Genomic DNA, 23,909 nt, shown 5'->3' with positions numbered 1-23,909 from the left:
AAATCATAAAACGTGATCGATTCTAAGAGGTTAGAGCAGGATTTCTGCGAAAAACCGGTTCCCACTTTTTCGTATCCTGCTCTAGTGGAAATCGGTGAGGAGCCGGCTCCAGTCCTCGCCGGCGAGGCCGCCGACATAGACATCGCCGCGTGCGACCGCGTCGTTGATCTCGGGAAGCCGCGTCAGCACGAAGGCGAAGGCCCGGTGCCGGAAGACGAGCCAGCGCTGCAGCGAGAGCCCGGCCATCAAGGCCGGCTGGGCACGGCCGCGCGCCTCGACATGGCCGGTCTCGTCGAGATGGCGGAACATCGCGCTGAGGACGGCGGATTCCCGGCCGGGGAACGACAGGATGTTGAGGACATGCGCGGTCCGCCCCGGCGCCGCATAATAAACGAAGCAGCCGATGATCGCCCCAGTACGGTCGGCGACGGAGTTGATCGTGAAGGCACCAAGCCGGGTGTTCTGCGCAGCCAGGAAAATCAGCCAGGAGAGCTCCTCCTCTGCCCAAAGGGGCCGCACCGCATAGTGCGCGATCAGCCGCGGCGCCTGCACGAGGAAGGTCGGGACTGACATCTCCGCGACGCTCGCTGCGGCGGGTTCCGCGGCGCCCTCCTCCGGCAGCAGACGCCGCAGCAGGCTGTCGAGAGGGCGCGCGAGAAGAGGCAGGCCAAGATGCTTGCCGCGTAGGAAGCGCTCGGCGAAGCGCCCGGCCAGGGCTCCCACAGGGCGGAAGCTGCGGGCCCATTCGAGGTTCTGCACCGGGATCGGCTTGCCACCGATCGCAAGGAGATGGTTGCAGCTTGTTGGCGAGGCGCTGTCGCAGAAGGCGAAATCGGCACGCCTTGGCCGCAAGGCGAGGATGAGTTGCGCCGCTCCGGCGGCCTCGGTGTCGGTCATGAAGACGCCGAGAAGCCTTCCGGGCAGGATGGTGCCGCAGACGACGAAGCGCATCGGCACGGCCAGCAGTACACTCCGGATACGCCCGTCCTGCTGCTCGTAGACCTGCGTGCCCGTCGTCTCGTCGTAAGACGGAGCCTCAAGAGTCAAGGTTCGCAGATAGTCCTGAAGCTCGGGACCCGCCGGTTTGTCGGCTCCTCTGAAGATCTTCAGAAACAGCCGGGCGACCGCAGGCACATCGGAAGGTCGCATCGGCCTGGCAGTGCCCTTGCGCAAGGGCCGTTCGCCGACAGGAGCTTGCGGTTCGAGCAGCGACATCTAGGCCGCTCCCATCTGAAACGGACCGCGGAACGGGTTCGATGTGAGAGTACGGCAGGGGTGCATCGTAGCCTGCATCATCATGAAGCCGGAGCGTCTTCGCGCCGGGGAACAGGAAAGCTCCCTCCAGTTGAGCGAGCTGTCCTGCGTTATGCAACTTATAGGTGTAAATCGTAAGTTATACGTAAACCGAGGGTGGGTGGATGCCGGCGTCAGCGCACTCGACCTCAAGGCCGGGCCGCAGATCAGCACGGCCGTCAGGCGGCGGCCAGTTCCCGCGTGGCGAAGTCACCTGTGTCGAGGCGGGCGACAAGCGCTGCGAGCTCGGCCGTCTCGCCTTCGGTCAGATCGGTCAGCGGCGCGCGGACCGGGCCGGAATCGCGGCCGATCACCTTCATGCCCGCCTTGATCATCGAGACGGCATAGCCCCGCTTGCGGTTGCGGATCGCGATTAGCGGCAGGATGAAGTCGCGCAGCCCCGCCTGAACGGTCGCGCGGTCGCGGCGGCGCACGGCGGCGTAGAACTTGGTCGAGAATTGCGGGACGAAGTTGAACACCGCCGAGGAATAGGTGGTCACGCCCATTTCGAGATAGGGCAGCGCGAAGGTCTCGGCGGTCGGCAGCCCGCCAACATAGGTCAGCCGATCGCCCATCTTCAGATGGATGCGGGTCATTAGCTCGATGTCGCCGACACCGTCCTTGAAACCGACGAGATTGGGATTGCGCTCGCAGAGCCGCGCCAGCGTCTCCTCGGTCAGGATGGCGTTGTCGCGGTTGTAGACGATCACGCCGAGCGTCGTCGCCTTGCAGACGGCGTCGATATGAGCGGCGAGGCCATCCTGCTCGGAAAAGACCAGATAGGGCGGCAGCAGCAGGATGCCATCGGCGCCGGCGCTCTCGACTTTCCTGGCGAGCTCGCAGGCGATCTGCGTGCCATGGCCGACGCCGGCCAGCACCGGTACGCGCCCAGCCGTGGCGGAGACGGCGGTCGCGACGACCTTGACCACCTCCTGAGGCGAGAGCGAGAAGAACTCGCCCGTGCCGCCGGCTGCGAAGAGGCCAGCGACCTCGTAGCCGCAAAGCCAGTCGAGATTGGAGCGGTAGCGCGCCTCGTCGAAGGCGTTGGCGGCCGTGAACGGCGTCACCGGGAAGGACAGCAGCCCGTCGCCGATCCGCTTGGCCATCTCCTGCGGCGTAAACGTGCTCATGATCTCGGTCCCTCGCTGGCTATGCCGAAGCAGTAGAACAAGATCGATGCGCGTTGAGACCAATCACTGGATCGATCGATCCAATCGTTGAATTGTTTCGCTGGTCTCGGCGATCTCCCGCGCCAGCGCGGTAACGATCGGCACCAGCGGGTTGTCGTTGTCGTCGCGGCTGACGAAGAAGAGCTCGGCCGGACGATGGCGCGGCAGGTCGAGGGCGCGCAGGGCGACTCCGCTAAAACGCAGGTTGACCGCCGTCTCCGGTACCAGCGCGACGCCGACGCCGGAATGGACCATGGCGAGCATCGAATGGATCTGCGCGAGGTGCTGGACATAGTTCGGCACGAGGCCGGCGCGCGAGAACAGCTCGACGAGGAGATCGTGGAAGTAACGCGCCTCATAGGGCGCGTACATGATGAACGGCTCGCCGGCGAGATCGGGCAGCGCCACGCTCTCGCCCCGCGCCAGAGCGTGGCCAGCGGGAACAGCGGCGATCAACGGCTCTGCCATCACCCGGAAGGCGCTGAGGCCGCGGCGCGGGATCGGCGGGCGCAGCAGGCCGATGTCGATCTCGCCCGAGTCGAGCCGCTTGAGCTGGTCGCTGCTGACCATCTCCTTCAGCGAGATCTCGACATCCGGCAATTCGCGACGGCAGGCGGCGACGAGCCGCGGCACATAGGAATAAGCCGAGGTCGCGGTGAAGCCGATATTGATCGAGCCCGCCTTGCCGTTGGCGACGCGCTTGGCGAGCAGGGCTGCACTCTCCGCCAGCTTGAGCAGCCGGCGCGCCTCGGCGAGGAAGCTCTTGCCCGCGGGAGTGAGCTTCACCGTGCGGTTGCTGCGCTCCAGCAGCACCACGTCGAGCACCCGCTCGAGGATTTGGACCTGCCGGCTGAGCGGCGGCTGGGTCATGTTCAGCCGCGCCGCAGCGCGGCCGAAATGCAGTTCCTCCGCGACAGCGACGAAGCAGCGCAGCTGGCTCAGCTCGAACATGTTCCGCCTCCCGCGCGGCCTCTGCGATGCAGCCGCAGCGCGGGCCGGCGTCAGTTCTGGATGGTGATCCCGGCCTTTTCAATGATGTCCTTGAACTTGGCGAGTTCGGCGACCGACTTCGCCTTGGCCTCCGCGCCGGTCGAGGGCGTCGCCGCCGCGCCGAGTTCCTCGAAGCGCGAGACGACGCCGGGGTCCTTCAGGATCGCCTGCATCTCACGGGTCAGGCTGTCGCAGATCTCCTTGGGCGTGCCTTTCGGCGCAAGGAAGCCGTTCCAGGAGCTGATGTCGAAGCCCGGCAGCGTCTCTGCCAATGGCGGGATCTCAGGCGCGATCCTGGCCCGCTCGACCGTGGTGACGGCGAGACCGCGCAGCGTGCCGGCCTTGTAGTGCGGATAGGGCGAGGTGAAGTTGTCGAAGGAGAGCTTGACGTTGCCGGCGACGACGTCCTGCACCAGCGCGGCCGAGGAGCGGTAGGTGACGTGCTGCATCTTCACGCCGGCGAGCTGCATGAAGAGTTCGCCGCAGAGATGGATCGAGGTGCCGATGCCCGAGGAGCCGAAATTCTCCTTGCCGGGATTGGCCTTGAGATAGGCGATCAGCTCCGGGACGGTCTTGGCCGGCAGTGAGGGATGGATGCAGAGGAAGTTCGGCTGCGACGACGACAGCGACAGGAATTCGAAATCCTCGATCGCCCTGAAGGGCAGCCTGTCCTTGTAGAGATTGGGATTGATCCCGTGCGTCGAAACCGTCGTCATGCCGATCGTGTAGCCATCGGGCGTGGCATGGGCGAGCGCGGCGACGCCGGTATTGCCGCCCGCGCCCGCCCGGTTCTCGATGACGAAGGCCTTGCCGAGCCGCTGCTGCAGCTTCTCGCAGATGATCCGGCCGATCACGTCGGTCGTGCCGCCGGCGCCGAACGGGATGATCACCGTGACCGGCTTCGCCGGGTAGCTCTGGGCATAGCCCTGTCGCGCGATGAAAGGGGCTGCGAGCGCGCCGCCCGCGAGTCCGAGCGCCCTGCGGCGCGTGATCGATCCGGTCATATTGTTCCTCCCCTAGATGGTGCGCGGCTTTTGCCGTCTGCAATCTGAGATTAGGGGGATGAACGGCGTGGGCAAGGCTTCCCGCGCTATCGCACAATCCAAAAACGGTATCGTTCCATTGCCAATCTAATTCATTGCAGCATCGTGCCTGACCTATCCTCTGCCTCACAGGGCAGCACCGAGACTGCCCGCCAGCACGCGCCGGCCAGGCTCGGCCAGGCTGCATCCGGAGGAAAGAGCGACCATGTCCAGATCTTCGTTCCGTCCGTCGTCGACCCTCGCAAAGGGCCTCGTACTTGCCGCGCTCGCGGGCCTTGGCCTCACCGCCCAGCCTGCTGCGGCCCAGAATTTCGAACGGCCCGTGCGCATTATCGTCCCCTTCGCGCCGGGCGGCACCTCGGACATCCTCGCCCGTTTGATCGGACCGAAGCTGTCGGCTGCGATCGGCCAGTCGGTCGTGATCGAGAACAAGCCCGGCGCGGCCGGCAATCTCGGCGCCGACACGGTCGCGAAGGCTCCCGCCGACGGCCATACACTTCTGCTCATGGATGTCGGCTCGCTGGCGACTGCGCCGAGCCTGTTCTCCGACCTCACCTATGATCCGGCCAAGGATCTCGCGCCGGTCTCGATGGTGATGTTCGGGCCTTATGTGCTCGCCGTTCATGAATCGGTTCCGGTCAAGACCGCCCAGGAGCTCGTCGCCTACGCCAAGGCGAATCCGGGCAAGCTCGCCATGGCCAATTCCGGCGTCGGCGCAGCCAACCACATCACGGCGGTCTCGATGGCCAAGGAACTCGGCATTCAGTGGAAAAACGTGCCGTACAAGGGCGGCGCGGCCGCCTCGCGCGCGGTAGTCTCGGGCGAAAGCACCGTGATCATCAACGGCTCCACCGCGACGCTGCCCTTCGTCGCCAACAAGCAGCTCGTCGGGCTCGCCATCACCGGCGAGGAGCGCATCTCCGGCATCCCGACCTTCAAGGAAGCCGGCTTGCCCGGCGGCGATGCCGGCACCTGGCAGGGCATCCTGACCACCGCCAAGACCCCGCCGGCAGTGATCGCGCGCCTCAATGCCGAGATCGGCAAGATCCTGCAGGATACCGAGATCAAGGCCAAGATCGCCGAGCAGGGCGGCGTGGTGAAGCCGGGTGCGCCCGCCGAGTTCGCCGACTGGCTGAAGAGCGCCACCGAGCGCTGGGGCGGCATCATCCGCGAGGCCGGCATCAAGGGCACGAACTGACGGTGGCGCGGCCGATGACCCGGCTCAGGCTCGATTGGCAGGACCTGCTTTTCGGCACCTTCCTCGTCGCGGTGGCGGCGGGGGCGCTCTACGCGACCCGCACGCTATCGGTCGGCCATGCGGCCGATATGGGGCCGGGCTACATGCCGCGCGTCGTCTCACTCGCCCTGTTCGGCTTTGGCCTGTTCTTCCTGGGACGCAGCGCAAGGGGCGTGGCCGTGACGATCGAAGCGGTGCGCCTGCGGCCGCTGCTCGCCGTGCTGGCTGCAGTCGGGGTCTTCGCACTGACGGCGGAGCGGCTCGGCCTCGCCATCGCCTCGGTCCTCACAGTGCTGCTGGCGGGGCTCGCCACCCGCGAGACGCGGCCGCTGGAAAGCATCGGCTTCGCGCTGCTGCTGTCGGCTCTGGCGGCGCTGCTATTCATCAAGGTCCTGGCCCTGCCGGTCCCGCTCTGGCCCCGCTGAGCACGCCATGGAACTCTTCGACAACCTGCTGATCGGCCTGTCGACGGCTCTGGAACTCAAGAATCTCGGCTTCTGCCTGATCGGCGTGCTGATCGGCACCGCGATCGGTGTCCTGCCCGGAATCGGGCCGATCCCGACGATTGCCCTCTTGCTGCCGTTCACCTTCGGCATGGAGCCGGCCGGCGCGATGATCATGCTCGCCGGCATCTTCTACGGCGCGCAGTACGGCGGCTCGACCACGGCGATCCTGGTCAACGTCCCCGGCGAGACCTCCTCGGTCGTGACCTGCCTCGACGGACATCAGATGGCCCGGCAGGGCCGCGCCGGGCTGGCGCTGGCGATCGCCGCGCTCTCCTCCTTCTTCGCCGGCACGGTGGCGACCATCGTCATCGCCCTGCTCAGCGTGCCGCTGGCGGCGCTGGCGCTCAAGTTCACCGCGGTCGAGTATTTCAGCCTGCTGGTGCTCGGGCTGATCGCCGCGGTCGTGCTGGCGCATGGCTCGGTCGCGCGCTCGCTGTCGATGGTCCTGCTTGGACTGCTGCTCGGGCTCGTCGGCATCGATGTCAGTTCGGGCGCGGCGCGCATGACTTTCGGCGTCCCCGCACTATCCGACGGGCTCGATTTCGTGCCTGTCGCGATGGGCATGTTCGGGCTCGCCGAGATCATCGCCAATCTGGAGCGCCCGGCCGAGCGGCACGTCGTCAGCCAGGCCGTGCGCGGCCTCGTTCCGAGCTGGGCCGACCTCAAGCAGGCCTTTCCCGCCATGGTCCGCGGCACGGCGCTGGGTTCGGCGCTCGGCGTCCTGCCGGGTGGCGGGGCGGCGCTGCCGCCCTTCTCTTCCTATGCTTTGGAAAAGAAGCTGGCCAAGGACCCCTCGCGCTTCGGCCATGGCGCGATCGAGGGCGTCGCTGGACCGGAAGCGGCCAACAATGCCGGCGCGCAGACCAGCTTCATCCCCCTGCTGACGCTCGGCATCCCCGCCAATGCGCTGATGGCGCTGATGATCGGTGCGCTGATGATGCAGGGCATCCAGCCCGGTCCGCAGATCATGCGTGAGCAGCCGCAGCTCGTCTGGGGCGTCATCGCCTCGATGTGGGTCGGCAATCTAATGCTGCTGGTGATCAACCTGCCGCTGATCGGTCTCTGGGTCTCGATGCTGCGGATACCCTACAGGCTGCTCTTCCCGGCGATCGTGCTGTTCTGCTGCATCGGCACCTATGGCATCGCCAACAGCCTGTTCAATGTCTGGCTGATGCTGGGCTGCGCCGCGGTCGGGTACTTCTTCATCAAGGTCGGGGTCGAGCCGGCCCCGCTGCTCCTGGGGCTGGTCCTGGGGCCGCAGCTGGAAGAGTATTTCCGCCGTGCCATGCTGCTCGCGGACGGGGACTTCTCGGTCTTCCTGACCCGCCCGATCAGTGCCGGCTTGCTCGCCGTCGTCGCGCTGTTGCTCGTTGCCATGCTGTCGCCAATGGTTGTCCGAGGGCGGAAACAGGCCCTGGCCGAGTAGCGCCAGAGCTGGGCAGACTGTCGGAAACACGTCGTGGTGCACCGCACCCCAGGGGTTCGTTGCGGTGGAACTCGGTGTCGGGGTAACAACGCGGGTCGCGACGCGATGCATCTTGGAGCGGCGGACCCGTGAACCGATATCCGATGTTCAGTCCGCAATTGCTGATCAGCTTCGTCGCCGTCTGCGAGACGCTGAGTTTCACACGCGCGGCCGACCGGGTATCGCTGTCGCAATCCACTGTCAGCCTGCAGGTCAAACGGCTCGAGGATTTGCTGGGTCAGGCGCTGCTGGAGCGCTCCTCGCATCAGGTCGAACTCACCGAAGAGGGAGAGCGGCTGCTGAGCTATGCGCGGCGCATCATCGCCCTCAACGAGGAGGCGCATGATGCGTTGACGGGCGTCTGGCGAGACGGAGTGCTTCGTCTTGGAATGCCGGAGGATTTCGCGGTGCCGACAGTCGAGCTGCTGGCGGCTTTCAGCCGACAGCAGCCACATCTGCGGCTCGATGTCACCAGCGGTTTGAGCGCCGATCTGCACGCCGCCTATAAGCGCGAGGAGCTGGACTTGATCCTGGTGAAGCAGCGGCGCGGGCAGCCGCCACGCGCGGCCCGGCGCGAGCCGCTGCTATGGCTCGACAGCCTGGCGTATCCTGCGATCGAGCGCACGCCTGTTTCGCTGGCGCTGTTTCCGCTCGGTGGGCTTTATCGCGAAGAGCTGTGCGGAGCCCTCGATGCGCTCGGCATCCGCTGGCGCGTCGGCTATTGCAGCGGCAACCTTGCCGCGCTCGCCGCAGCGTCGGCCGCGGGGCTGGGGATGACCTTGCTGCCCGCCAGTTGCCGGCTGCCCGGGCACAGGACGCTCGGCGCTGCCGAGGGACTAGCCGAGATCACCGACTTCGAGCTAGCGCTCTACTATCGCGACGATGCTCCAGCCTTGACCGCCGCATTGGCCGAGCGGCTCGCCGCCTTCTGCCGGCTGGAAGCCTGACGGCGACAGCATTGACGTTCTCAATCGCCAGCATTGCCAAGTATCACTGCCAAAATGCCGCCTTCGCCCGTATTTCAGGGCCAACGATCACAGGGAGGTGGCAGAGCATGGAACCGGCACAGCATCAGAGCAGGCGTACGTTCCTCGGCCGGACGGGTGGCATCGCCACTGCCTGCGCCATGGCGGGCATGACGGGCAGCGGCGGTGCCAAGGCGTCGCCCGCCTCCGGAAAACCTGCCGCGTCCGAAGCGGGGACAAGCACCCTGACGGACCAGCACTATCTGCTGACGAATGTGCGGCTCGAGGACGGCTTCGTCTATGACGGCGAGATCGTGACGGCCACTCGCACGGCCCAGCATGCGCTCGAGATCAAGGCCGGCAGGATCGTGGCGCTTCATGCCGCAGGTGCCGCCTTGCCGGCCGGCGTGCCCAGCTACCAGGCCAATGGCCAGCTCGCTTTGCCGGCGATGCGCGACATGCACATCCATCTCGACAAGACCTTCTATGGCGGCCCGTGGCAGGCGCCGCTGCCGCGGCAGGGCAAGACGATCCTCGACATGATCGCCCGCGAGGAGAAGTTGATCCCGCAATTGCTGCCAACCTCGCAACAGCGCGCCGAGGCACTGATCGCCCTGCTCCACTCCAAGGGCACCACGGTCGCCCGCAGCCACTGCAACATCGATCCGGTGAGTGGGCTGAAGAGCCTCGAGCACTTGCAGCGCGCTCTGGAGAACCATCGCGACGATTTCACCTGCGAGATCGTGGCCTTCCCGCAGCACGGCCTGCTCCACTCGAAGGTCGACGGGCTGATGCGCGAAGCGATGAGCATGGGCGTCGCCTATGTCGGCGGGCTCGACCCGACAAATGTCGATGGCGCCATGGAGAAGTCGCTCGACGCGATGTTCCAGATCGCGCTGGACACCGGCAAGGGCGTCGACATCCACCTCCACGAGACCAGCCCGGCCGGTGCCGCGGCGATCCAGTACATGATCGCGACCGTCGAGAAGAACCCCGCCCTGCGCGGCAAGGTCACGATCAGCCATGGCTTCGCCCTCGCCACGCTCGCGCCGGGCGCGCTTGAGGAAACCGCTACACGTATGGCGGCTCAGGGCATGACGGTCGCCTCGACGGTGCCGCTCGGCGCGTCGACGATGCCCCTGCCGCAGTTGAGCGCGAAGGGCGTGTTCGTGATGACCGGCACCGACAGCGTCTACGACCATTGGTCGCCCTTCGGCCGTGCCGATATGCTCGAAAAGGCCAATCTCTACGCGCAGCTCTATCGCGGCAGCGACGAGTTCCGCCTGTCCCGTTCGCTGACGATCGCGACCGGCGGCGTGCTTCCGCTCGACGACAATGGCAAGCGGGCCTGGCCCAAGGCCGGGGACGCTGCCGACTTCACGCTGGTCCCGGTCAGCTGCTCCGCCGAAGCCGTGGCAAGGCTGCCCGAGCGCAGCGCGACCTTCCATCGCGGCCGCATGGTCTTCGGCAGCGTCGGGATCGCCTGACGCGGCCGAGCAAACCGCAGGAGTGCGTCACCGCGGGACGATGGTCATGCCGCCGTCGGCCATCAAGACCGAGCCGGTGATGAAGCTTGCGTCATGCGAAGCGAGGAAAGCGATCGCCGCGGCAATCTCGTCGGACGTGCCGAGCCGGCCGATCGCCTGGCGCTCCGCCATCGCGGTCATGCGCTCCTCGCGATCGGCGCCGTCACCGGCAAGGCGGGCGATCCAGGGCGTATCGACGGTGCCGGGACAGAGGCAATTGACCCGCACCTTGCCCGCGAGCTCGACAGCGAGCGCGCGCGTCAGGCCGAGTACGGCCGATTTCGAGGCGCAGTAGGCGGCCCGCTCGGCGAAGCCGAGATGGGCGGCGACGGAGGCGAGATTGACGATGCTGGCCCCGGTCGGCATCAGCGGCAGGGCCGCCTTCGCCATCAGCATCTGGGTGGTGACGTTGACGGCGAAGACGCGGTTCCAATGAGCCGTGGTGAGCTCGGCCAAGGCGCCTTCGCCCGGTATGCCGGCGTTGTTGACGAGTACGTCGCAGCGGCTACGCGCTGCGAAGAAGGCCGCCACGGCATCTTCATCGGTGATGTCGAAGGCATGCCAGGATAGGTGGTCCGTATCGCCCTCGTCCGTGGACAGCTCCAGATCGATCGCGGCGACGCGAGCGCCTTCAGCGAGGAAGCGCGTCACCGCCGCCCGCCCGATGCCGCGGCCGGCGCCGGTGACGACCACATCACGATCGCGGAAGCGCATGGCGGCTCCTTTCAGTATTTCGGCTTCTCGGCGAACCAGCCGGGCCGGTCGGGATCGAGATAAGCGCCGATCACCTCGCTGCTGACGAAACGTTCCAGCGCATCGAGATCGGGCACGACGCCGAGGCCGGGCTCCTGCGGGACGTTCAGCCGCCCATCGCGGATCGCGAACGGCTCGGTGACGATGTCGGCGCTGTGATAGTAATACTCGGTGTCGATCGCGATGTTCATGTTCGGGATCGAAGCGGCAAGGTGCAGATAGGCCGCCTGCGACAGACCGAGCTCGCCGCCCGAATGCAGCGTCACCGGAATACCGGCGGCCTCGGCCACACCAGCAGCTTTGATGCATTGCCAGATGCCGCCCTCCTCGTGCGGATCGAGCAGGATCACATCGGCTGCGCCGGCGCGCACGATGTTGCCGACGTCCCCGAGAGTGTAGGCGCCCTCGTCGATCGCGATCGGCACTGTCTGTACCTGGCGCAGTTCGGCATGGCCGGCGATGTCGTGCAGGACGAGCGGCTGCTCGACATAAGCGAGGTCGAGCCCCCTGAGCTTCTCGAGCTGGCGTCGGGCCGTGCCGGGTGACCAGGCGCCGTTGACGTCGCCACGCAAGGGCGCGTCGCCGACGACTTTGCGGACGCCTTCCATCAGGGCGATGTCGCTTCGCTCGTCATGGCCGATCTTGACCTTGAAGGTGGTGTAGCCCTCGTCGCGGAAGCGCGCGGCGGTCTCGGCGCAAGGCTTTGGATCGGCGACGAAGAGATAGGCGGCGAGCTCGATCTCGCGGCGATAGGCGCCTCCGAGCAAAGCATGCAGCGGCAGGCGGGCATGCTTGCCGAGCGCATCCCACATCGCCATCTCGACCGCGGCGAGCGCCATCACCACGGCACGCTCGTGATGATAGTAGCCGGCCCCAAGCACATGCCGGTGCAGGCGCTCGACATCGGCAACGCTGCGGCCGAGCGCGAGGGGCAGCACGACCTTTTCCAGCACGACCGGGACGAAATCGAGCAGTGCGATCGTCTCGCCATAGCCCTTGAGGCCCGAAGCGGTCGTCACCTCGACGATCAGCCGGGTCGAGCCCGCGCGCTTGCCGGAGCCCCAGACGATCGGGCTGTCGAAGGGGATGTAGACCAGCCAGTGCCGGGTCGCGGTGATGGTGAGCGGGTCGTCGGGGAGCGCCATGGTGGCCTTCAATCCATGTAAAGCCCGCCGTTCACGTTCACCACCTCGCCGGTGATGTAGCTCGAACGTGACGACGACAGGAAAAGCAGGAGATCGGCGATCTCGTCGGTCTCGGCCATGCGGCCCAGAGGAACGAAATCGGTGACACGCTTGAGCTGCTCGGGCGTCAGCGCCTTGATCAGCTCGGTCGCGACGGGGCCGGGCGCCACCGCATTGACGCGCACGCCGACCTTGGCCGCCTCGATGGCGAGCGCCCGGGTGAAGCCGATGACGCCGGCCTTCGAGGTCGAGTAGGAGGTGTTGTCGCCGAACAGCGTGCCGCGCTTGCCGGCAAAGGAGGCGAGCGAGACGATCGCGCCCCTGCTCTCGGCGAGTGCCGGCATAGCCGCCCGAGACAGCAGGTAGACTGCGTCGAGATTGACGGCGAGGACCCGGCGCCAGGAGTCCGGCGTGGTCTTGGCGATAGGCGCCGGCTCGCTGATGCCGGCATTGTTGACGAGCACGTCGAGGCGGCCGAAGGCGGAGAGCGTCGCGGCCAGCACCCGGTCGGCGGCGCCGTCCTCGGTGAGATCGGTCGCGACCGTCCGTGAACCCGGCACCGAGGCCGCCGCTTCAGCGAGAGCCCCTTCGTCGCGGTCGGCGAGCATCACCAGCGCGCCCTCGGCGGCAAAGCGCTGCGCGCTCGTCAGGCCGATGCCCCTGGCCGCGCCGGTCACCAGCACGACCTTGCCGTTCAGTCCGAGATCCATGAATCAGCTCCGATGACTACTTGACCGCGCCCTGGGTCAGGCCGGCGATGAACTGGCGCTGCATGATCAGGAAGGCGATGATGATCGGCACGCTCGACAGCACCGATGCCGCCATCAGCATCCCGTATTCGGGCAGTTGGTCGCTCTTCAGCGTCGCGACGCCGACCGGCAGGGTCAGCATCTCGTCGGTGCGCATCATCACCAGCGGCCAGATATAGCTGTTCCAGGAGGCGATGAAGATCAGCACGCCGACGGTGCCGAGCGCCGGGCGCAGCAAAGGCAGCACGACACTCCAGTACAGGCGGAATTCGCCGGCACCGTCGATGCGGCCCGCGTCGAGCAATTCGTTCGGAATGGCCACCGCATATTGCCGCATCAGGAAGATGCCGAAGGCGTTGGCGGCGAAGGGCAGGATCAGCACGATATAGGTGTCGAGCAGCCCGAGCCTTGCCAGCCAGCCGAACAGCGGGATCACGGTGGTGAAGGCCGGGATCGAGACCGAAGCGATCACGATCCAGAACATCACGGTCTTGCCGGGAAAGTCGAATTTGGCGAAGGCGTAGCCGCCGAGCGAGCAGAACAGCAGCCCGAGTGCCGTGCTGGCGAGCGCGACCACCAGACTGTTCGCCATCCAGCGCAGATAGAGCGTCTTCGCTAGGAGGTCCTCGAAATTCTCCAGCGACCAGCGGCGCGGCCAGACATCGCCAGCGAAAATGTCGGCACGCGATTTGAAGGCGGAGAGCACCGCCCACAGCACCGGCGTCATCGCCAGCGCCAGCACGAGAAGCACGATCAGCGTGCCGAGATAGGCGGCGAGGCTCGGCGCCGGCTGTTCCGCTTGGGATTCCCGGCTCATGCGACCTCCCGTCCGGAGAGGAGCTTCTGGACGATCGCGATCGCGACGATCATCAGCGTCAGCACATAGGAGACCGCCGCCGCATAGCCGAGTTCGACGTATTGGAAGCCGGCCTGGTAGAGATAGATCACGATGGTCAGCGTTGAGTCGGCCGGCCCGCCCTTGGTCAGCACCCAGGGCTCGTCGAAGAGTTCGAGCGCCCAGATCGTCGACATGATCACGCCGAACAGGATGACCGGCTTGAGCAGCGGCAGCGTCACATGGCGCGTCACCTGCCAGGGGCTGCAGCCATCGAGGCGAGCGGCTTCCTTTACGTCGGTCGGGATGCCTTGCAGGCCGGCGAAATAGATCACGGCGTAATAGCCGAGCGCCCGCCAGACGCGCAGGATGATGATCGCCCAGATGGAAAAGCGCGGATCGCCGAGCCAGTCGATCTCGCCGAGGCCGAGGCCCTTCTGCACGATGTTGAGCAGGCCGACGCCCTTGGCGAAGATCATCTCGAAGATCACCGCCGCGACGACCAGACTGATCGTCACCGGCAGGAAGAAGCCGACCTTGACTGCGTTCTTGAAGCGCAGCCACAGGCTGTCGAGGCAGAGCGCCAGCGCCAGCGCCGAGACATTCAGGATCGTGACGTAGACGACGCCGTAAAACAGCGTGTTCTTGAGCGCCACCCAGAAGCGCGGATCGGCGAAGAGCTTGCTGTAATTGGCAAAACCGATGAAGCGCGGCGAGGCGAAGCCGCGCCAGTCAGTGAAGGAATAGATCAGCGAGGCGATGATTGGCCCGAGCCAGAAGGCGATGAAGGTCAGGAAGAAGGGCGCGAGGAAGAGATAGGGCGTCAGCCCACGGCGCAGCCGCGGCCAAAGCACCGTCCCGCCAGTTCTCCTTGCTGTGGCCGTCGCGCTCATCGGCCAAGCTGGCCCGCGAGCTGCTTCTCGATCTCGGCCCAGGCCTCGGCCGGCGATGTCTTGCCGCCGAACATCAGGTCGAGCGCGTTGCCAATGATCACCTCGGCCTTGGCCCAGTCGAAGTAATTGAAGCCGTTGAGCGTGCGATCCTTGAGCCCGGCCTCGTAGATCGACTGGCCGGACAGATAATCCTCGCCCTTGAGCAGTTCGGGCGAGCGCAGCGCCGGCGCGAAGGCCGGGACGAGGTGGCCTTCCTGCCAGATCTTCACCTGGGTCAATTCATTGGCGCCGATGAACATCGCCCATTTCAGCGCCGCCTCCTTGTTACGGGAGACTTTCGGGATGGCGAGCACATTGCCGCCCCAGGCTCCGGTCGTTGCCGGCTGGTCCTTGCCCCATTTCGGCCAGGGCATGACCCGCCATTTGCCGGCGTGCTCCGGCGCCTCCTTCTGCAGGCGGAAGATCGCCCAGGCCGGCACGGCATAGCCGGCGATCTTCGACTCCTTGATCGCCTGGAAGAATTCCGGCGCGTTGTTGCGCGACTCGAAGACGACCTTCTCCTTGCGGGCGAGGTCGAAATAGAACTGCAGCGTCTCACGGGCGAGCGTGTTGTCGCGGATCACCTTGCCGTCCGCGCCGAAGATCTGCGCATTGCGCGACTGCAGATATTGGACGAGGTTTGCGACGCCGGGCACACCGCTCGGGCTTGAGACATGGCCGATGAAGATGCCCTTGGCGGCGAGGATCCGGCCGGCGGCGACGACATCCTCCCAGGTCTCGAGCGGCGCCTTGATGCCGTTCGCCTCGAAGATATCCGCTCGGTAGAAATAGACCGCCGGGTTCTGGTCATAAGGGACCGCGAAGGTCTTCCCGCCTGTACCAAGCGAGGCATAGACGCTCGCCGGGAAACTATCCTTGAGCGGCGCCATCGCCGCGGTGGTGTCGAGCAAACCGCCCGTCGGCAGATAGCCGTCGAAGCGACGCTGCAGGATCAGCGCGACATCGGGACCGCCGGCGCCCGCCGCGAGCGCGACCAGGAACTTGTCCTGAAGATCGAAGGGATTGAGGTTGACGACCTCGACCGTGATGCCCGGGTTCTGCTTCTCGAACTCGCCCTTCACCGCATTGGCGGCGGCGACATGCTCGGTCCAGGCCCAATAGGTGATCTTGCTGCGCGCTTGCGCATTCCCAATTGCCGGCATCGCAGCCGCAGCGGCCATTCCCGCCAGAACGGCGCGTCGATCGATCATCGTCATATCGCCCTCCCTTTAGTTCTACATAGTAGAACTTGTTTTATAATGTAGAACATCGTAGAATCGCAGTCAGCGGAGGTCAAGCAAGCGATGATCGAGACTGTCGGAGAGGGTTCACATGACGGCGATCCGGCGCGTGGCACGGCGGCGTTGCAGAAGGGCATCGGCCTGCTCGAAGCGTTGTCGGAGGCGGGTGGCACCGCCAGCTTCAGCGAACTCGTGCGCGCCTCCGGCCTGCCGAAGGCGACCGTGCACCGCATCCTCGCCGCACTGCTGGAACGCGGGCTCATTCGTTTCGAGCGCCGCGACGACCGCTACCGCTTCGGCTGGAAGCTGATCGAGTTCGCACGCTTCGCCCAGGCCGATCTCGACCTGCCGACCCTGATCGAGCCCGAGCTCGTCCGCTTGCAGGTCCAGACCGGCGAGACGGTTTTCGTCGCCCTGCCGCATGGCCCAGACATTGTCTGTTCGAAAGTGCTGGAGACGCGCGCGACCGGCGGCATCTCCCTCGCGGAGGGAAGCATCCTGCCCGGCTACTGCACGGCCGCCGGCAAGGCGATCCTCGCCTTCGCCGAACGGACCCTGCGGCCTGCCATGCTGGCCCGGCTCAAGCTCGTCCCCCACACGGCCCGCAGTCTGGCCGAACTGCCCTTGCTCGACGCGCAGCTCGATATCGCCAAGGCCCGCCGCTACGCCGTCGAGGACGAGGAATTCGCGATGGGGCAGCGCTCCGTCGCCGCGCCGATCCTCGACCATAGCGGACGAGCCATCGGCGCGCTGGCGGTCGTCGCGCCCGCCTTCCGCCTGACGACAGAGCGCCTGCACGAGATCGGCGCCGACCTCCTGAAGGCAGCGGCGCGCATCACCGGCCAGGCCGCCTTCTCACAACCGGAAACGAGGCGTTCTGCAATGACGACGACGAGAGCACGCTGCGTGGTCGAGACCCAGGCTTTCCTCGGCGAGGGGCCGGTTTGGAACGAGGCTGAGAAGCGGCTCGACTGGGTCGACATCCTCGCTCCCGCCCTGCATCGCTCCGATCCGACCAATGGAGCGGACCGTACCGTGGAGCTCGGCGAACTCGTCGGCGCCTTCGCCCATTGCTCGACCGGCGGTCTGGTCCTGGCGGCCCAATCGGGCTTTGCGCTGTTCGACCCGCAGACGCGCCTGACCACGCCGTTGATCGACCCAGAAGCCGACAAGCCGAACAATCGCTTCAACGACGGCAAATGCGATTCGCGCGGGCGCTTTTGGGCTGGGACCATGGATATGGGCGTCGCGCCGGGCGCCGGCAGCCTCTACCGGCTCGATCGCGACGGTTCGGCCCATTGCCTGGAGCGCGGCATCGGCATCTCGAACGGGCTCGGCTGGAGCCCCGACGACCGGCGCATGTATTTCACCGACTCTCTGGCCCGGACGATCTTCGTCTATGATTTCGATGCCGAGAGCGGGACGATCACGAACCGCCGCGTCTTCGCCCAGACCCTCGACCATATGGGCGTTCCCGACGGCCTGACCGTCGATGCACAAGGCTATGTCTGGAGCGCACAATGGGATGGCTGGCAGCTCATCCGCTTCGACCCTGACGGGCGGATCGATCAGACGATCAACCTGCCGGTGCCGCGCCCGACGAGTTGCACCTTTGGCGGCCCCAACCGCGAGACGCTCTACGTGACCTCGGCACGCATCCGCCTCTCGGCACAGCAGCTGGCGGAGGCACCGCTATCGGGCAGCGTCTTCGCCATCGATGGCTGCGGCCGGGGACTGCCTGAGAGCGCCTATCACTACTCGCCGGGCTAGCCCCCAATGGAGGCTAGCGAGTTCACCAGAAACCGGACACCGACAACGTCCGAACAAGGGCCTTTTGATGCGTAACTCCGGCATGTCGGTGGTGTCCGCGTCAGGAAGTCAGCCATCGTGCGATCAGCATTACAGCCTGAAGCTCGGCGACAGGCGATCAGGGTGGTCGAACGATTGCGAATGCCGCCACCATTGATCGTCGGCGTTGAGTCTGCCGGTACGATAGCTTAGGACCGCGTCGCATGATGGCAGCCGCGCGGTTCTTTTCAACAAGCGAGATGGAAGGGCAGCTCCTCAGCTTCTGCCTGGCGGCGGGCGCGACTCATTGCCTGAGCGGGCCGAGTGCGAAGAGCTATCTGGACGAGACTATTTTCGCGCAAGCGGGCGTTGCAGTCGAATGGATGGCTTACGGCCCATACGAAGCCTACCCGCAAACGCATGGCGAATTCGATATCGCGGTCTCGATTTTGGATCAGATCTTCAACCGCGGCCCCGGCCTGCTCGAGAGTCCGAGCATCCGGTCAGGTCGGGCTGTCTAGACGTTCGAGATCTGCAAGCACCCGCATCAGCGAATGGAACAAGCCATGTCCGACCCTATCTCCGCCCAGATCCTGTCTGATGTTGACCAGTATTACACCGGCAAGCTGCGTACGTTCGGCGCGACGCCAAATGGCGTCGACTGGCGGGACGAGGCCAGCCAGCATCGACGCTTCGCGCAATTGCTGCGCCAGATCGACCGCTCCCAGCCCATATCGATCGCAGAAATCGGCTGCGGTTATGGCGCGCTGGTCGAATATCTTCGTTTGAGCGGCCTGGATTTCAGTTATGTCGGCTGTGACATCTCGCCGGAGATGGTCGCTGCGGCCGAGGCCGCCCATGCCGGTGACGCTGCAGTCTCCTTCATCGCCGGTACGGAACCGCCCGAGTCGGCCGATTACGTCCTGGCGAGCGGAATCTTCAATGTCCGCTTCGGCTACGACGATGCGGTGTGGACCAATTTCGTCCATTCGACGCTGGATGCGATGGCAGCAAAGGCGCGGCGCGGCTTCGCATTCAACGCGCTGACAGGCTTCTCCGACGCTGATCGGAAGGAAGCCCGGCTCTGGTATCCCGATCCCGGCCAATTATTCAATCACTGTATTGCGCGCTATGGACGCAATGTTGTTTTGATGCATGATTACCCGCTTTATGAGTTCACGATCTCCGTCACGACGGCCAGGCCATGAAACCGCTCATCATCTTCGGCGCCGGCGATATCGCTGAACTGGCCGATTTCTATTTCCGCCGTACGCTTGACCGTGAGGTCGCGGCTTTCGTCGTTGATGCGGCCTTCCTCAAGGGTGACACGCTGCATGGCCGCCCGCTGATCGCGCTCGAAGAGGTCGCAAAGGCGTTTCCGCCGAACGCGCATGACGCCTTCGTCGCGGTCTCCTACGCGAAGATGAACCGCCTGAGAGCCGACAAGGTGGCCGCCTTTCGCGAGGCCGGCTACCAGCTTGCGAGCTATGTCAGCCCGAAAGCCACCGTGCTGACCGAGAAGATCGGCGAGAACTGCTTCATTCTCGAGGATAATACGCTGCAGCCGTTTTGCCGGATCGGCGACAACGTCACCCTCTGGAGCGGCAACCATATCGGCCACCATTCGGTCGTCGAGGACAATGTCTTCATCTCGTCGCATGTTGTCGTATCGGGCGGCGTGACCATTGGCGCCAATAGCTTCATCGGCGTGAACTGCACGATCGTGGACCATATTGCGGTCGCGCCATTCACCCTGCTTGGGGCCGGCTGCATCGTCCAGGCGAATACCGACCCGGAAGGCGTTTACTCTCCGGTCGCGACGATCGAAAAACGCAAGGTGCCATCGACGCGCTTGAAAATCTGAACGGTACAGCAGTGGCTCAGATCTGGCGACCGCTAGGGCGCGTGGTCGCCCCTGTCCCGAATGGTTCGTGGTGGCATTCACATGCGTCCTATCCGACGCCACTGGTGCGCGGCGACGGCCGCGTGAGCGTGTTCTTTTCGGTTCGAGACGCCTCGAACCGGTCTTGCCTTGCGAGCGTGGATATTGCTCTCGACGGTGACCGGTTCTCGGTGCTGGGCGCGGTTCGCGGACCGCTCTTCACTCCCGGCGCGCGCGGCGCCTTTGACGGCGACGGTGTCACGGTGACCAGCATCGTGCCGGATGGCGACCGCTTGCTCGCCTATTATCTGGGCTGGATGGTTGGCGCTTCGGTGCCTTTCTCGAACTTTATCGGCCTTGCCGTCGGAGACGCCGAAGGCACCCGCTTCGAGCGCGCGAGCATGGTTCCCGTGATCGGACGCACGCCGGTTACTCCCCTGACCCTGGGATATCCCTGGGTGCTGCGGCAGGGTGAGAACTGGCGCATGTGGTTCGGCAGCCATTTGAGCTGGGGTGCGCAAGGTCTCGATATGGTTCATGTCATCCAGCAGGCGACTTCGCCAGACGGCTGCGTCTGGTCGCCGCAGGAGGGAGTCGTGATTCCGCTGGCCGGCGAGGACGACCCGGCCGAGTTCGCAGTATCGCGCCCGGCCGTTCTTCGCGAGGCGGATGGAACATTCTCGATGTGGTACGCCCGCCGCAGACCAGGCTACGAGCTTGGCTTTGCCGTGTCAGCCGATGGCGCGCAGTGGCAGCGAATCGATGACAACGTCAGATTCGTCGGCGTGGCAGGGGGGTGGGAGGATGCCGAACGCACCTATCCGGCCGTCTTCGATCACCGCGGGCGACGCTACATGCTCTATAACGGCAACGGCTATGGCCGCACCGGGTTTGGCATCGCCCTGCTGGAACACTGAACGGACACAAGCGATTCGGCTAACCGTGCTGCAACTTCTACGAACAGTCTTGTTGTTGTGCTCGTCGGTCTCTAAGGCACTTTCAATGCCTAGGTGCTTCCGGTGCCCGTGCACGCTCTTCCAGCATCGCTTTAGATCTGATTCCGGCGAGATAAGTTATTGATCATGCATAAAGAAAGAACCTTGCCAGGCTCAGCCTTGCTGCCGATGTTCGCTCTATTCTGCATTACCGCGACCGTCGTTCATTTTGCGCCGATGCAGGCGTTCCCGCCCCCGGGCTGGGTCGATCCAGCGATGTACATCGGTTACTTTCTGGACTATCAAAATCTTCTAATAAAATTCGGCCAGAATTATCATTCGGCAAGATTACCCTTTGTCCTGCCCGGCAGTTTTCTGTACGCGGTTTTCACGCCACGCATCGCCGGCGAGCTGCTGGTCATCCTGTTCTCCTCTCTTGCGATAGCGGGTGTCTACGGGCTCGTCGCCAAGTACCATGGCCGTGGTCCCGCGTTTTTCATCTGTTGCTGGCTGGCACTGAATCCGCTCTGGGTCGCCACCATGGCGCGTGGCTATGTCGATGGCCCCGCCATGTCTTTCGTCCTGCTGGCACTCGCCGTCATGGCGTCAGCCGCGGGCACTCGCACCTACAGGTTTATCGCCGCAGGCGCCCTGATCGCGCTTGGCGCCGCAACGCATCCGATCACCGTGCTGCTTGCCGGATGCGGGGTGCTAGCGCTGCTCGTGATGTCGTGGCGGTCATGGCGCGACGCGGCGATCACGATCCTCACCTTGGGCATAGGCTTCGTTCTGGCGCTCGCGGCGCTTGGTCTAGTCAGCCTCGCCTTCGGTGGGAAGTTTCTGTTTATCCTGGCTGACCAGCCTGCGATCACGCGCTCGCTGAATGGGTTCGGCTCGAATTATCAGTACGCTTGGAGCGACTGGGTGCCGATGAACTATCGGGTTCTCGGGCCGGTCTTCGCGCTGATCGTCGCTGGCGCGACGATCCTCTATACGCGCCGCCTTGGTGGAATACCGCAGATAACCTGGCTCGGCCTGGCGCTGCTGCTGGGTCCGCTCGCATTCCTGCTCTACTGGGATCTCGTCATCGGGGGGGCAGCGCTTCAATCATCGTTCTACACAGGCTACCTGTTGCCTGGGCAGGCGTTCATTCTCGCCGGCGCCGCCAGCGCTGCGACGCGGTTGCGTCCGGGCGAGACGCCTGCGCGATGGACCGCGATCATTCTCACGCTGAGTGGCGGTGCGCTACTGGCGATCTACCTGGCGCCGAGCCTATGGGGGATCGAAGCTTCCGTCGCGCAATTCCGCTACAAGTGGCTGTTCCTGCTTGCCAGCCTGGCGCTGCTGCTCGTGGGTCTCTTCGCTTTCCGGTGGCGTCTCGCTCTTGCCGGGCTGGGCCTGCTTTTCATCCTGCTGGCTGTCATTAACAGCGACACGCGCCGCATCTTCCGACCGGCCGGCGCTCCCGATTTCGGCGACTATCTCTCGGCGACGGCTCGCATCAGCAGCTTCGTCAAGGGGCTCGGGCTGGGCGAAAGGCGGCTGCTGTTCTGGTTCAACCGCGAAAGTTATTCCGATTCCAATCCGCATCTCGCCTTCTGGACGAGCTATTCACTGCGCTTCGCCACGATGAACTTGCGGCTCAACTATTGGGATAGCCTGATCTCGGCGTGGCAGTGGGACAGGTCCCACCTGGGCGCGATGATGCCCCGTTTCGACACCACCGAACGCAGCGTGCTGCAAGCACTTCCGGTCCAAACGTCAATCGCGATTCTGTGCCGTGACGCGCATGAATGCGATGCGGGTCGCGACAAGCTCGAGGAGTTGGGTTACAGGCCGCAGTTGCGCGGACTTACTCCGGTTGCTGAGCCCGGAACATCGGCATTCTTCATTCGCGTTTACGATCTCGATGGATTCCGGCCCTGAGCGCAGGCTTCTCGGTCGGCCCTCGGCCGGCTCAGGCGTTGGACAGGCAGAACTGGTGCTGTCCAAGATCGAATTGTCGACATGCGGCTCGGCGGCGAAACCCGATACCGGCTAGCTTCCCTCGATCCGTTTTGCCAGCAGGGCTCGACCGGCCGGTGTCGGGAAGGCATTCTTGTGCCCGTTCATCCGGGTGCCTTCGGCCCAAGAGCTGGAGCTTCGCGCCTCCAGCCTCTAGGTCCAGATTCGGATGAACAACCTTCATAGCTTCGACACCTACGGTGGGGTACACAGCACGGGTGCCAAGCACAGCAAGCAGGCTGTGCACTGGAGGGTCAGTACAAGGATGTAGGCCCTACCGTCGCGAAATAGGACTGTCGCTGGATTGCCATATCCCGTATCTGACGATACGAAACGGGCCGGATAGGGCTTGAATCACGCACAAGTTGTGTTCAGTAAGGCGCCGGATTTGAGGCACACATCAGATGGCAGAATGCTTGATATGATGGCAATGCGCCGTTGCTTCTCTTGCGACGATGAAACACCTTTTGGATTAGACGAAGCTGCTCTTCCGTTGGGTTGGGTGTGCAAATCCTGTGGACATGTGCTCCAGCAGCGAGATGGCATTCCGCTGACCGCTCCGGCGCTCGCCGATACGCTGACCGGTTTTGATCCAGCCGATTTCACCTTTCTCGCCCAGGCGGAGATAGGTCATTTCTGGTTTGCCGCCCGCCGCCGACTCATCAGCGGTCTCGTCGACAAATATTTCCCCGAGGCGACTCGATTCTGCGAGATCGGTTGCGGCTCGGGCAATGTCATCGGCGCTCTCGCCGCAAGTCGGCATTGGCGCCGCATCGTCGGAACCGAGATTCACACTGCAGGGCTTTCGCTCGCCCGCCCGCGCCTGCCCGGGCAGGTTGAGCTCCTGCAGGCCGATGCGCGCCGGATGCCGCTGCGCGACGCCTTCGACCTTGCCGGCTGCTTCGACGTGCTGGAGCATATCGATCGGGATGACGAGGCGATTGCAGGCATCGCGGCGGCACTGGTGCCAGGGGGCGGCTTCATTGCCACGGTGCCGCAGCATCCTTCGCTCTGGAGCGTCTCCGACGATATTGCGCATCATCAGCGCCGCTATGTTCGCGGCGAGCTGGAAGCCAAGCTGGAGCGCGCCGGCTTCGAGATCCTGTTCTCGTCGAGCTACACTGTCTTTCTGTTGCCGATGATGGCGCTGGCGCGGATGCGCTCGCGCAAGGCGGCCCCGAACCAGGATCCGCGCGACCTTGCTCGACGGGAATTCAACATCCCGTCCAGGCTCAACCGCATCTTGCAGGCGATCCTCGACATGGAGGTGAAACTCACGCTGCGTGGCATACGTTGGCCGGCTGGCGGGAGCCGCGTCGTCGTTGCCAGAAAGCGCGTCGAAGCGAGCGGAGGGGGCGTGACTGCCGCTCCTCCCGGGCAAGAGACTGTTGCGGCTTAGCCGAGAGGACGAG

The 23,909-nt window shown here is 64.9% G+C and carries 22 protein-coding genes; 12 read left to right on the top strand and 10 right to left on the bottom strand.

The genetic code is table 11. The features are described from left to right. Positions 1-81: 81 nt before the first annotated feature. From BLM15_RS28260 to BLM15_RS28245, 4 genes are all read right to left on the bottom strand, one after another. On the bottom strand, positions 82-1,215 hold the full coding sequence (locus BLM15_RS28260) for a GNAT family N-acetyltransferase (protein WP_126115864.1): 1,134 nt from the start codon (positions 1,213-1,215) through the stop codon (positions 82-84). A gap of 257 nt (positions 1,216-1,472) precedes the next feature. Then, on the bottom strand, positions 1,473-2,423 hold the full coding sequence (gene kdgD / locus BLM15_RS28255) for a 5-dehydro-4-deoxyglucarate dehydratase (protein ID WP_126115863.1): 951 nt from the start codon (positions 2,421-2,423) through the stop codon (positions 1,473-1,475). Between the two features lie 63 nt (positions 2,424-2,486). Beyond that, positions 2,487-3,413 carry a LysR family transcriptional regulator gene (locus BLM15_RS28250; RefSeq protein WP_126115862.1) on the bottom strand — a complete coding sequence of 309 codons (927 nt, stop codon included), beginning with the start codon at positions 3,411-3,413 and terminating at the stop codon, positions 2,487-2,489. 50 nt (positions 3,414-3,463) lie between these two features. Continuing rightward, a complete protein-coding gene (locus BLM15_RS28245; RefSeq protein ID WP_126115861.1) occupies positions 3,464-4,456 on the bottom strand; it encodes a Bug family tripartite tricarboxylate transporter substrate binding protein in 993 nt (330 codons plus the stop codon). A gap of 244 nt (positions 4,457-4,700) precedes the next feature. Between BLM15_RS28245 and BLM15_RS28240 the strand changes: the two genes are divergently transcribed. The 5 genes from BLM15_RS28240 (at position 4,701) to BLM15_RS28220 (ending at position 10,155) form a co-directional block, all read left to right on the top strand. Then, positions 4,701-5,693 carry a Bug family tripartite tricarboxylate transporter substrate binding protein gene (locus tag BLM15_RS28240; protein WP_126115860.1) on the top strand — a complete coding sequence of 331 codons (993 nt, stop codon included), beginning with the start codon at positions 4,701-4,703 and terminating at the stop codon, positions 5,691-5,693. 14 nt (positions 5,694-5,707) lie between these two features. Next, complete coding sequence (locus tag BLM15_RS28235) at positions 5,708-6,157, top strand: tripartite tricarboxylate transporter TctB family protein (protein WP_126115859.1); 450 nt, start codon at positions 5,708-5,710, stop codon at positions 6,155-6,157. A 7-nt stretch (positions 6,158-6,164) separates the two neighbouring features. Further along, positions 6,165-7,664: a tripartite tricarboxylate transporter permease gene (locus BLM15_RS28230; RefSeq protein WP_126115858.1), complete on the top strand. Its 1,500-nt coding sequence runs from the start codon at positions 6,165-6,167 to the stop codon at positions 7,662-7,664. 128 nt (positions 7,665-7,792) lie between these two features. Next, complete coding sequence (locus tag BLM15_RS28225; protein WP_126115857.1) at positions 7,793-8,650, top strand: LysR family transcriptional regulator; 858 nt, start codon at positions 7,793-7,795, stop codon at positions 8,648-8,650. A 107-nt stretch (positions 8,651-8,757) separates the two neighbouring features. Further along, positions 8,758-10,155 carry an amidohydrolase family protein gene (locus BLM15_RS28220; RefSeq protein ID WP_126115856.1) on the top strand — a complete coding sequence of 466 codons (1,398 nt, stop codon included), beginning with the start codon at positions 8,758-8,760 and terminating at the stop codon, positions 10,153-10,155. Between the two features lie 27 nt (positions 10,156-10,182). Here the strand turns inward: BLM15_RS28220 and BLM15_RS28215 are convergent, their stop codons facing one another. Genes BLM15_RS28215 through BLM15_RS28190 form a run of 6 tightly spaced genes read right to left on the bottom strand, consistent with a single transcriptional unit; the run spans position 10,183 to position 15,864 of the window. Continuing rightward, a complete protein-coding gene (locus BLM15_RS28215) occupies positions 10,183-10,908 on the bottom strand; it encodes an SDR family NAD(P)-dependent oxidoreductase (RefSeq protein WP_126115855.1) in 726 nt (241 codons plus the stop codon). Between the two features lie 11 nt (positions 10,909-10,919). Next, positions 10,920-12,092, bottom strand: a complete 1,173-nt coding sequence (locus tag BLM15_RS28210; protein WP_126115854.1) for a mandelate racemase/muconate lactonizing enzyme family protein — start codon at positions 12,090-12,092, stop codon at positions 10,920-10,922. 8 nt (positions 12,093-12,100) lie between these two features. Beyond that, positions 12,101-12,841, bottom strand: coding sequence for an SDR family NAD(P)-dependent oxidoreductase (locus tag BLM15_RS28205; protein WP_126115853.1), 741 nt, complete (start codon positions 12,839-12,841; stop codon positions 12,101-12,103). 16 nt (positions 12,842-12,857) lie between these two features. Next, positions 12,858-13,697 (bottom strand): carbohydrate ABC transporter permease, encoded by an 840-nt coding sequence (locus BLM15_RS28200; protein WP_126115852.1) that lies wholly within the window; start codon positions 13,695-13,697, stop codon positions 12,858-12,860. Then, the gene (locus BLM15_RS28195; protein WP_164547670.1) at positions 13,694-14,569 is read right to left on the bottom strand and encodes a carbohydrate ABC transporter permease; all 876 of its coding nucleotides are present in this window, start codon (positions 14,567-14,569) and stop codon (positions 13,694-13,696) included. Before BLM15_RS28195 ends, BLM15_RS28200 begins: the two co-directional genes overlap by 4 nt. A 35-nt stretch (positions 14,570-14,604) precedes the next feature. After that, positions 14,605-15,864, bottom strand: a complete 1,260-nt coding sequence (locus tag BLM15_RS28190; protein WP_126115850.1) for an extracellular solute-binding protein — start codon at positions 15,862-15,864, stop codon at positions 14,605-14,607. Between the two features lie 87 nt (positions 15,865-15,951). Between BLM15_RS28190 and BLM15_RS28185 the strand changes: the two genes are divergently transcribed. From BLM15_RS28185 to BLM15_RS28155, 7 genes are all read left to right on the top strand, one after another. Then, the gene (locus BLM15_RS28185) at positions 15,952-17,658 is read left to right on the top strand and encodes an SMP-30/gluconolactonase/LRE family protein (protein ID WP_126115849.1); all 1,707 of its coding nucleotides are present in this window, start codon (positions 15,952-15,954) and stop codon (positions 17,656-17,658) included. Between the two features lie 242 nt (positions 17,659-17,900). Continuing rightward, a complete protein-coding gene (locus tag BLM15_RS28180; protein WP_126115848.1) occupies positions 17,901-18,197 on the top strand; it encodes a WbqC family protein in 297 nt (98 codons plus the stop codon). A 45-nt stretch (positions 18,198-18,242) separates the two neighbouring features. After that, complete coding sequence (locus tag BLM15_RS28175; protein ID WP_206438583.1) at positions 18,243-18,884, top strand: class I SAM-dependent methyltransferase; 642 nt, start codon at positions 18,243-18,245, stop codon at positions 18,882-18,884. Next, positions 18,881-19,540 (top strand): acetyltransferase, encoded by a 660-nt coding sequence (locus BLM15_RS28170; RefSeq protein ID WP_126115847.1) that lies wholly within the window; start codon positions 18,881-18,883, stop codon positions 19,538-19,540. The genes BLM15_RS28175 and BLM15_RS28170 overlap by 4 nt, the downstream gene beginning before the upstream one ends. 122 nt (positions 19,541-19,662) lie before the next feature. Next, positions 19,663-20,475: a glycoside hydrolase family protein gene (locus tag BLM15_RS28165; RefSeq protein WP_236846456.1), complete on the top strand. Its 813-nt coding sequence runs from the start codon at positions 19,663-19,665 to the stop codon at positions 20,473-20,475. 207 nt (positions 20,476-20,682) lie between these two features. Continuing rightward, positions 20,683-22,419, top strand: a complete 1,737-nt coding sequence (locus BLM15_RS28160; RefSeq protein WP_236846815.1) for a glycosyltransferase family 39 protein — start codon at positions 20,683-20,685, stop codon at positions 22,417-22,419. A gap of 490 nt (positions 22,420-22,909) precedes the next feature. Beyond that, positions 22,910-23,896: a class I SAM-dependent methyltransferase gene (locus BLM15_RS28155; RefSeq protein WP_126115844.1), complete on the top strand. Its 987-nt coding sequence runs from the start codon at positions 22,910-22,912 to the stop codon at positions 23,894-23,896. Positions 23,897-23,909: the final 13 nt, after the last annotated feature.

Source organism: Bosea sp. Tri-49, assembly GCF_003952665.1.
Lineage (GTDB): Bacteria > Pseudomonadota > Alphaproteobacteria > Rhizobiales > Beijerinckiaceae > Allobosea.
This window is presented reverse-complemented; position numbering and strand designations above follow the sequence as displayed.

Excerpts from the sequence above, each read along its gene's own strand:
- BLM15_RS28260 (WP_126115864.1), bottom strand. The coding sequence starts at position 1,215 with ATGTCGCTGCTCGAACCGCAAGCTCCTGTCGGCGAACGGCCCTTGCGC.
- kdgD (WP_126115863.1), bottom strand. The coding sequence starts at position 2,423 with ATGAGCACGTTTACGCCGCAGGAGATGGCCAAGCGGATCGGCGACGGG.
- BLM15_RS28250 (WP_126115862.1), bottom strand. The coding sequence starts at position 3,413 with ATGTTCGAGCTGAGCCAGCTGCGCTGCTTCGTCGCTGTCGCGGAGGAA.
- BLM15_RS28245 (WP_126115861.1), bottom strand. The coding sequence starts at position 4,456 with ATGACCGGATCGATCACGCGCCGCAGGGCGCTCGGACTCGCGGGCGGC.
- BLM15_RS28240 (WP_126115860.1), top strand. The coding sequence starts at position 4,701 with ATGTCCAGATCTTCGTTCCGTCCGTCGTCGACCCTCGCAAAGGGCCTC.
- BLM15_RS28235 (WP_126115859.1), top strand. The coding sequence starts at position 5,708 with ATGACCCGGCTCAGGCTCGATTGGCAGGACCTGCTTTTCGGCACCTTC.
- BLM15_RS28230 (WP_126115858.1), top strand. The coding sequence starts at position 6,165 with ATGGAACTCTTCGACAACCTGCTGATCGGCCTGTCGACGGCTCTGGAA.
- BLM15_RS28220 (WP_126115856.1), top strand. The coding sequence starts at position 8,758 with ATGGAACCGGCACAGCATCAGAGCAGGCGTACGTTCCTCGGCCGGACG.
- BLM15_RS28215 (WP_126115855.1), bottom strand. The coding sequence starts at position 10,908 with ATGCGCTTCCGCGATCGTGATGTGGTCGTCACCGGCGCCGGCCGCGGC.
- BLM15_RS28210 (WP_126115854.1), bottom strand. The coding sequence starts at position 12,092 with ATGGCGCTCCCCGACGACCCGCTCACCATCACCGCGACCCGGCACTGG.
- BLM15_RS28205 (WP_126115853.1), bottom strand. The coding sequence starts at position 12,841 with ATGGATCTCGGACTGAACGGCAAGGTCGTGCTGGTGACCGGCGCGGCC.
- BLM15_RS28200 (WP_126115852.1), bottom strand. The coding sequence starts at position 13,697 with ATGAGCCGGGAATCCCAAGCGGAACAGCCGGCGCCGAGCCTCGCCGCC.
- BLM15_RS28190 (WP_126115850.1), bottom strand. The coding sequence starts at position 15,864 with ATGACGATGATCGATCGACGCGCCGTTCTGGCGGGAATGGCCGCTGCG.
- BLM15_RS28185 (WP_126115849.1), top strand. The coding sequence starts at position 15,952 with ATGATCGAGACTGTCGGAGAGGGTTCACATGACGGCGATCCGGCGCGT.
- BLM15_RS28180 (WP_126115848.1), top strand. The coding sequence starts at position 17,901 with ATGATGGCAGCCGCGCGGTTCTTTTCAACAAGCGAGATGGAAGGGCAG.
- BLM15_RS28175 (WP_206438583.1), top strand. The coding sequence starts at position 18,243 with ATGTCCGACCCTATCTCCGCCCAGATCCTGTCTGATGTTGACCAGTAT.
- BLM15_RS28170 (WP_126115847.1), top strand. The coding sequence starts at position 18,881 with ATGAAACCGCTCATCATCTTCGGCGCCGGCGATATCGCTGAACTGGCC.
- BLM15_RS28160 (WP_236846815.1), top strand. The coding sequence starts at position 20,683 with ATGTTCGCTCTATTCTGCATTACCGCGACCGTCGTTCATTTTGCGCCG.
- BLM15_RS28155 (WP_126115844.1), top strand. The coding sequence starts at position 22,910 with ATGCTTGATATGATGGCAATGCGCCGTTGCTTCTCTTGCGACGATGAA.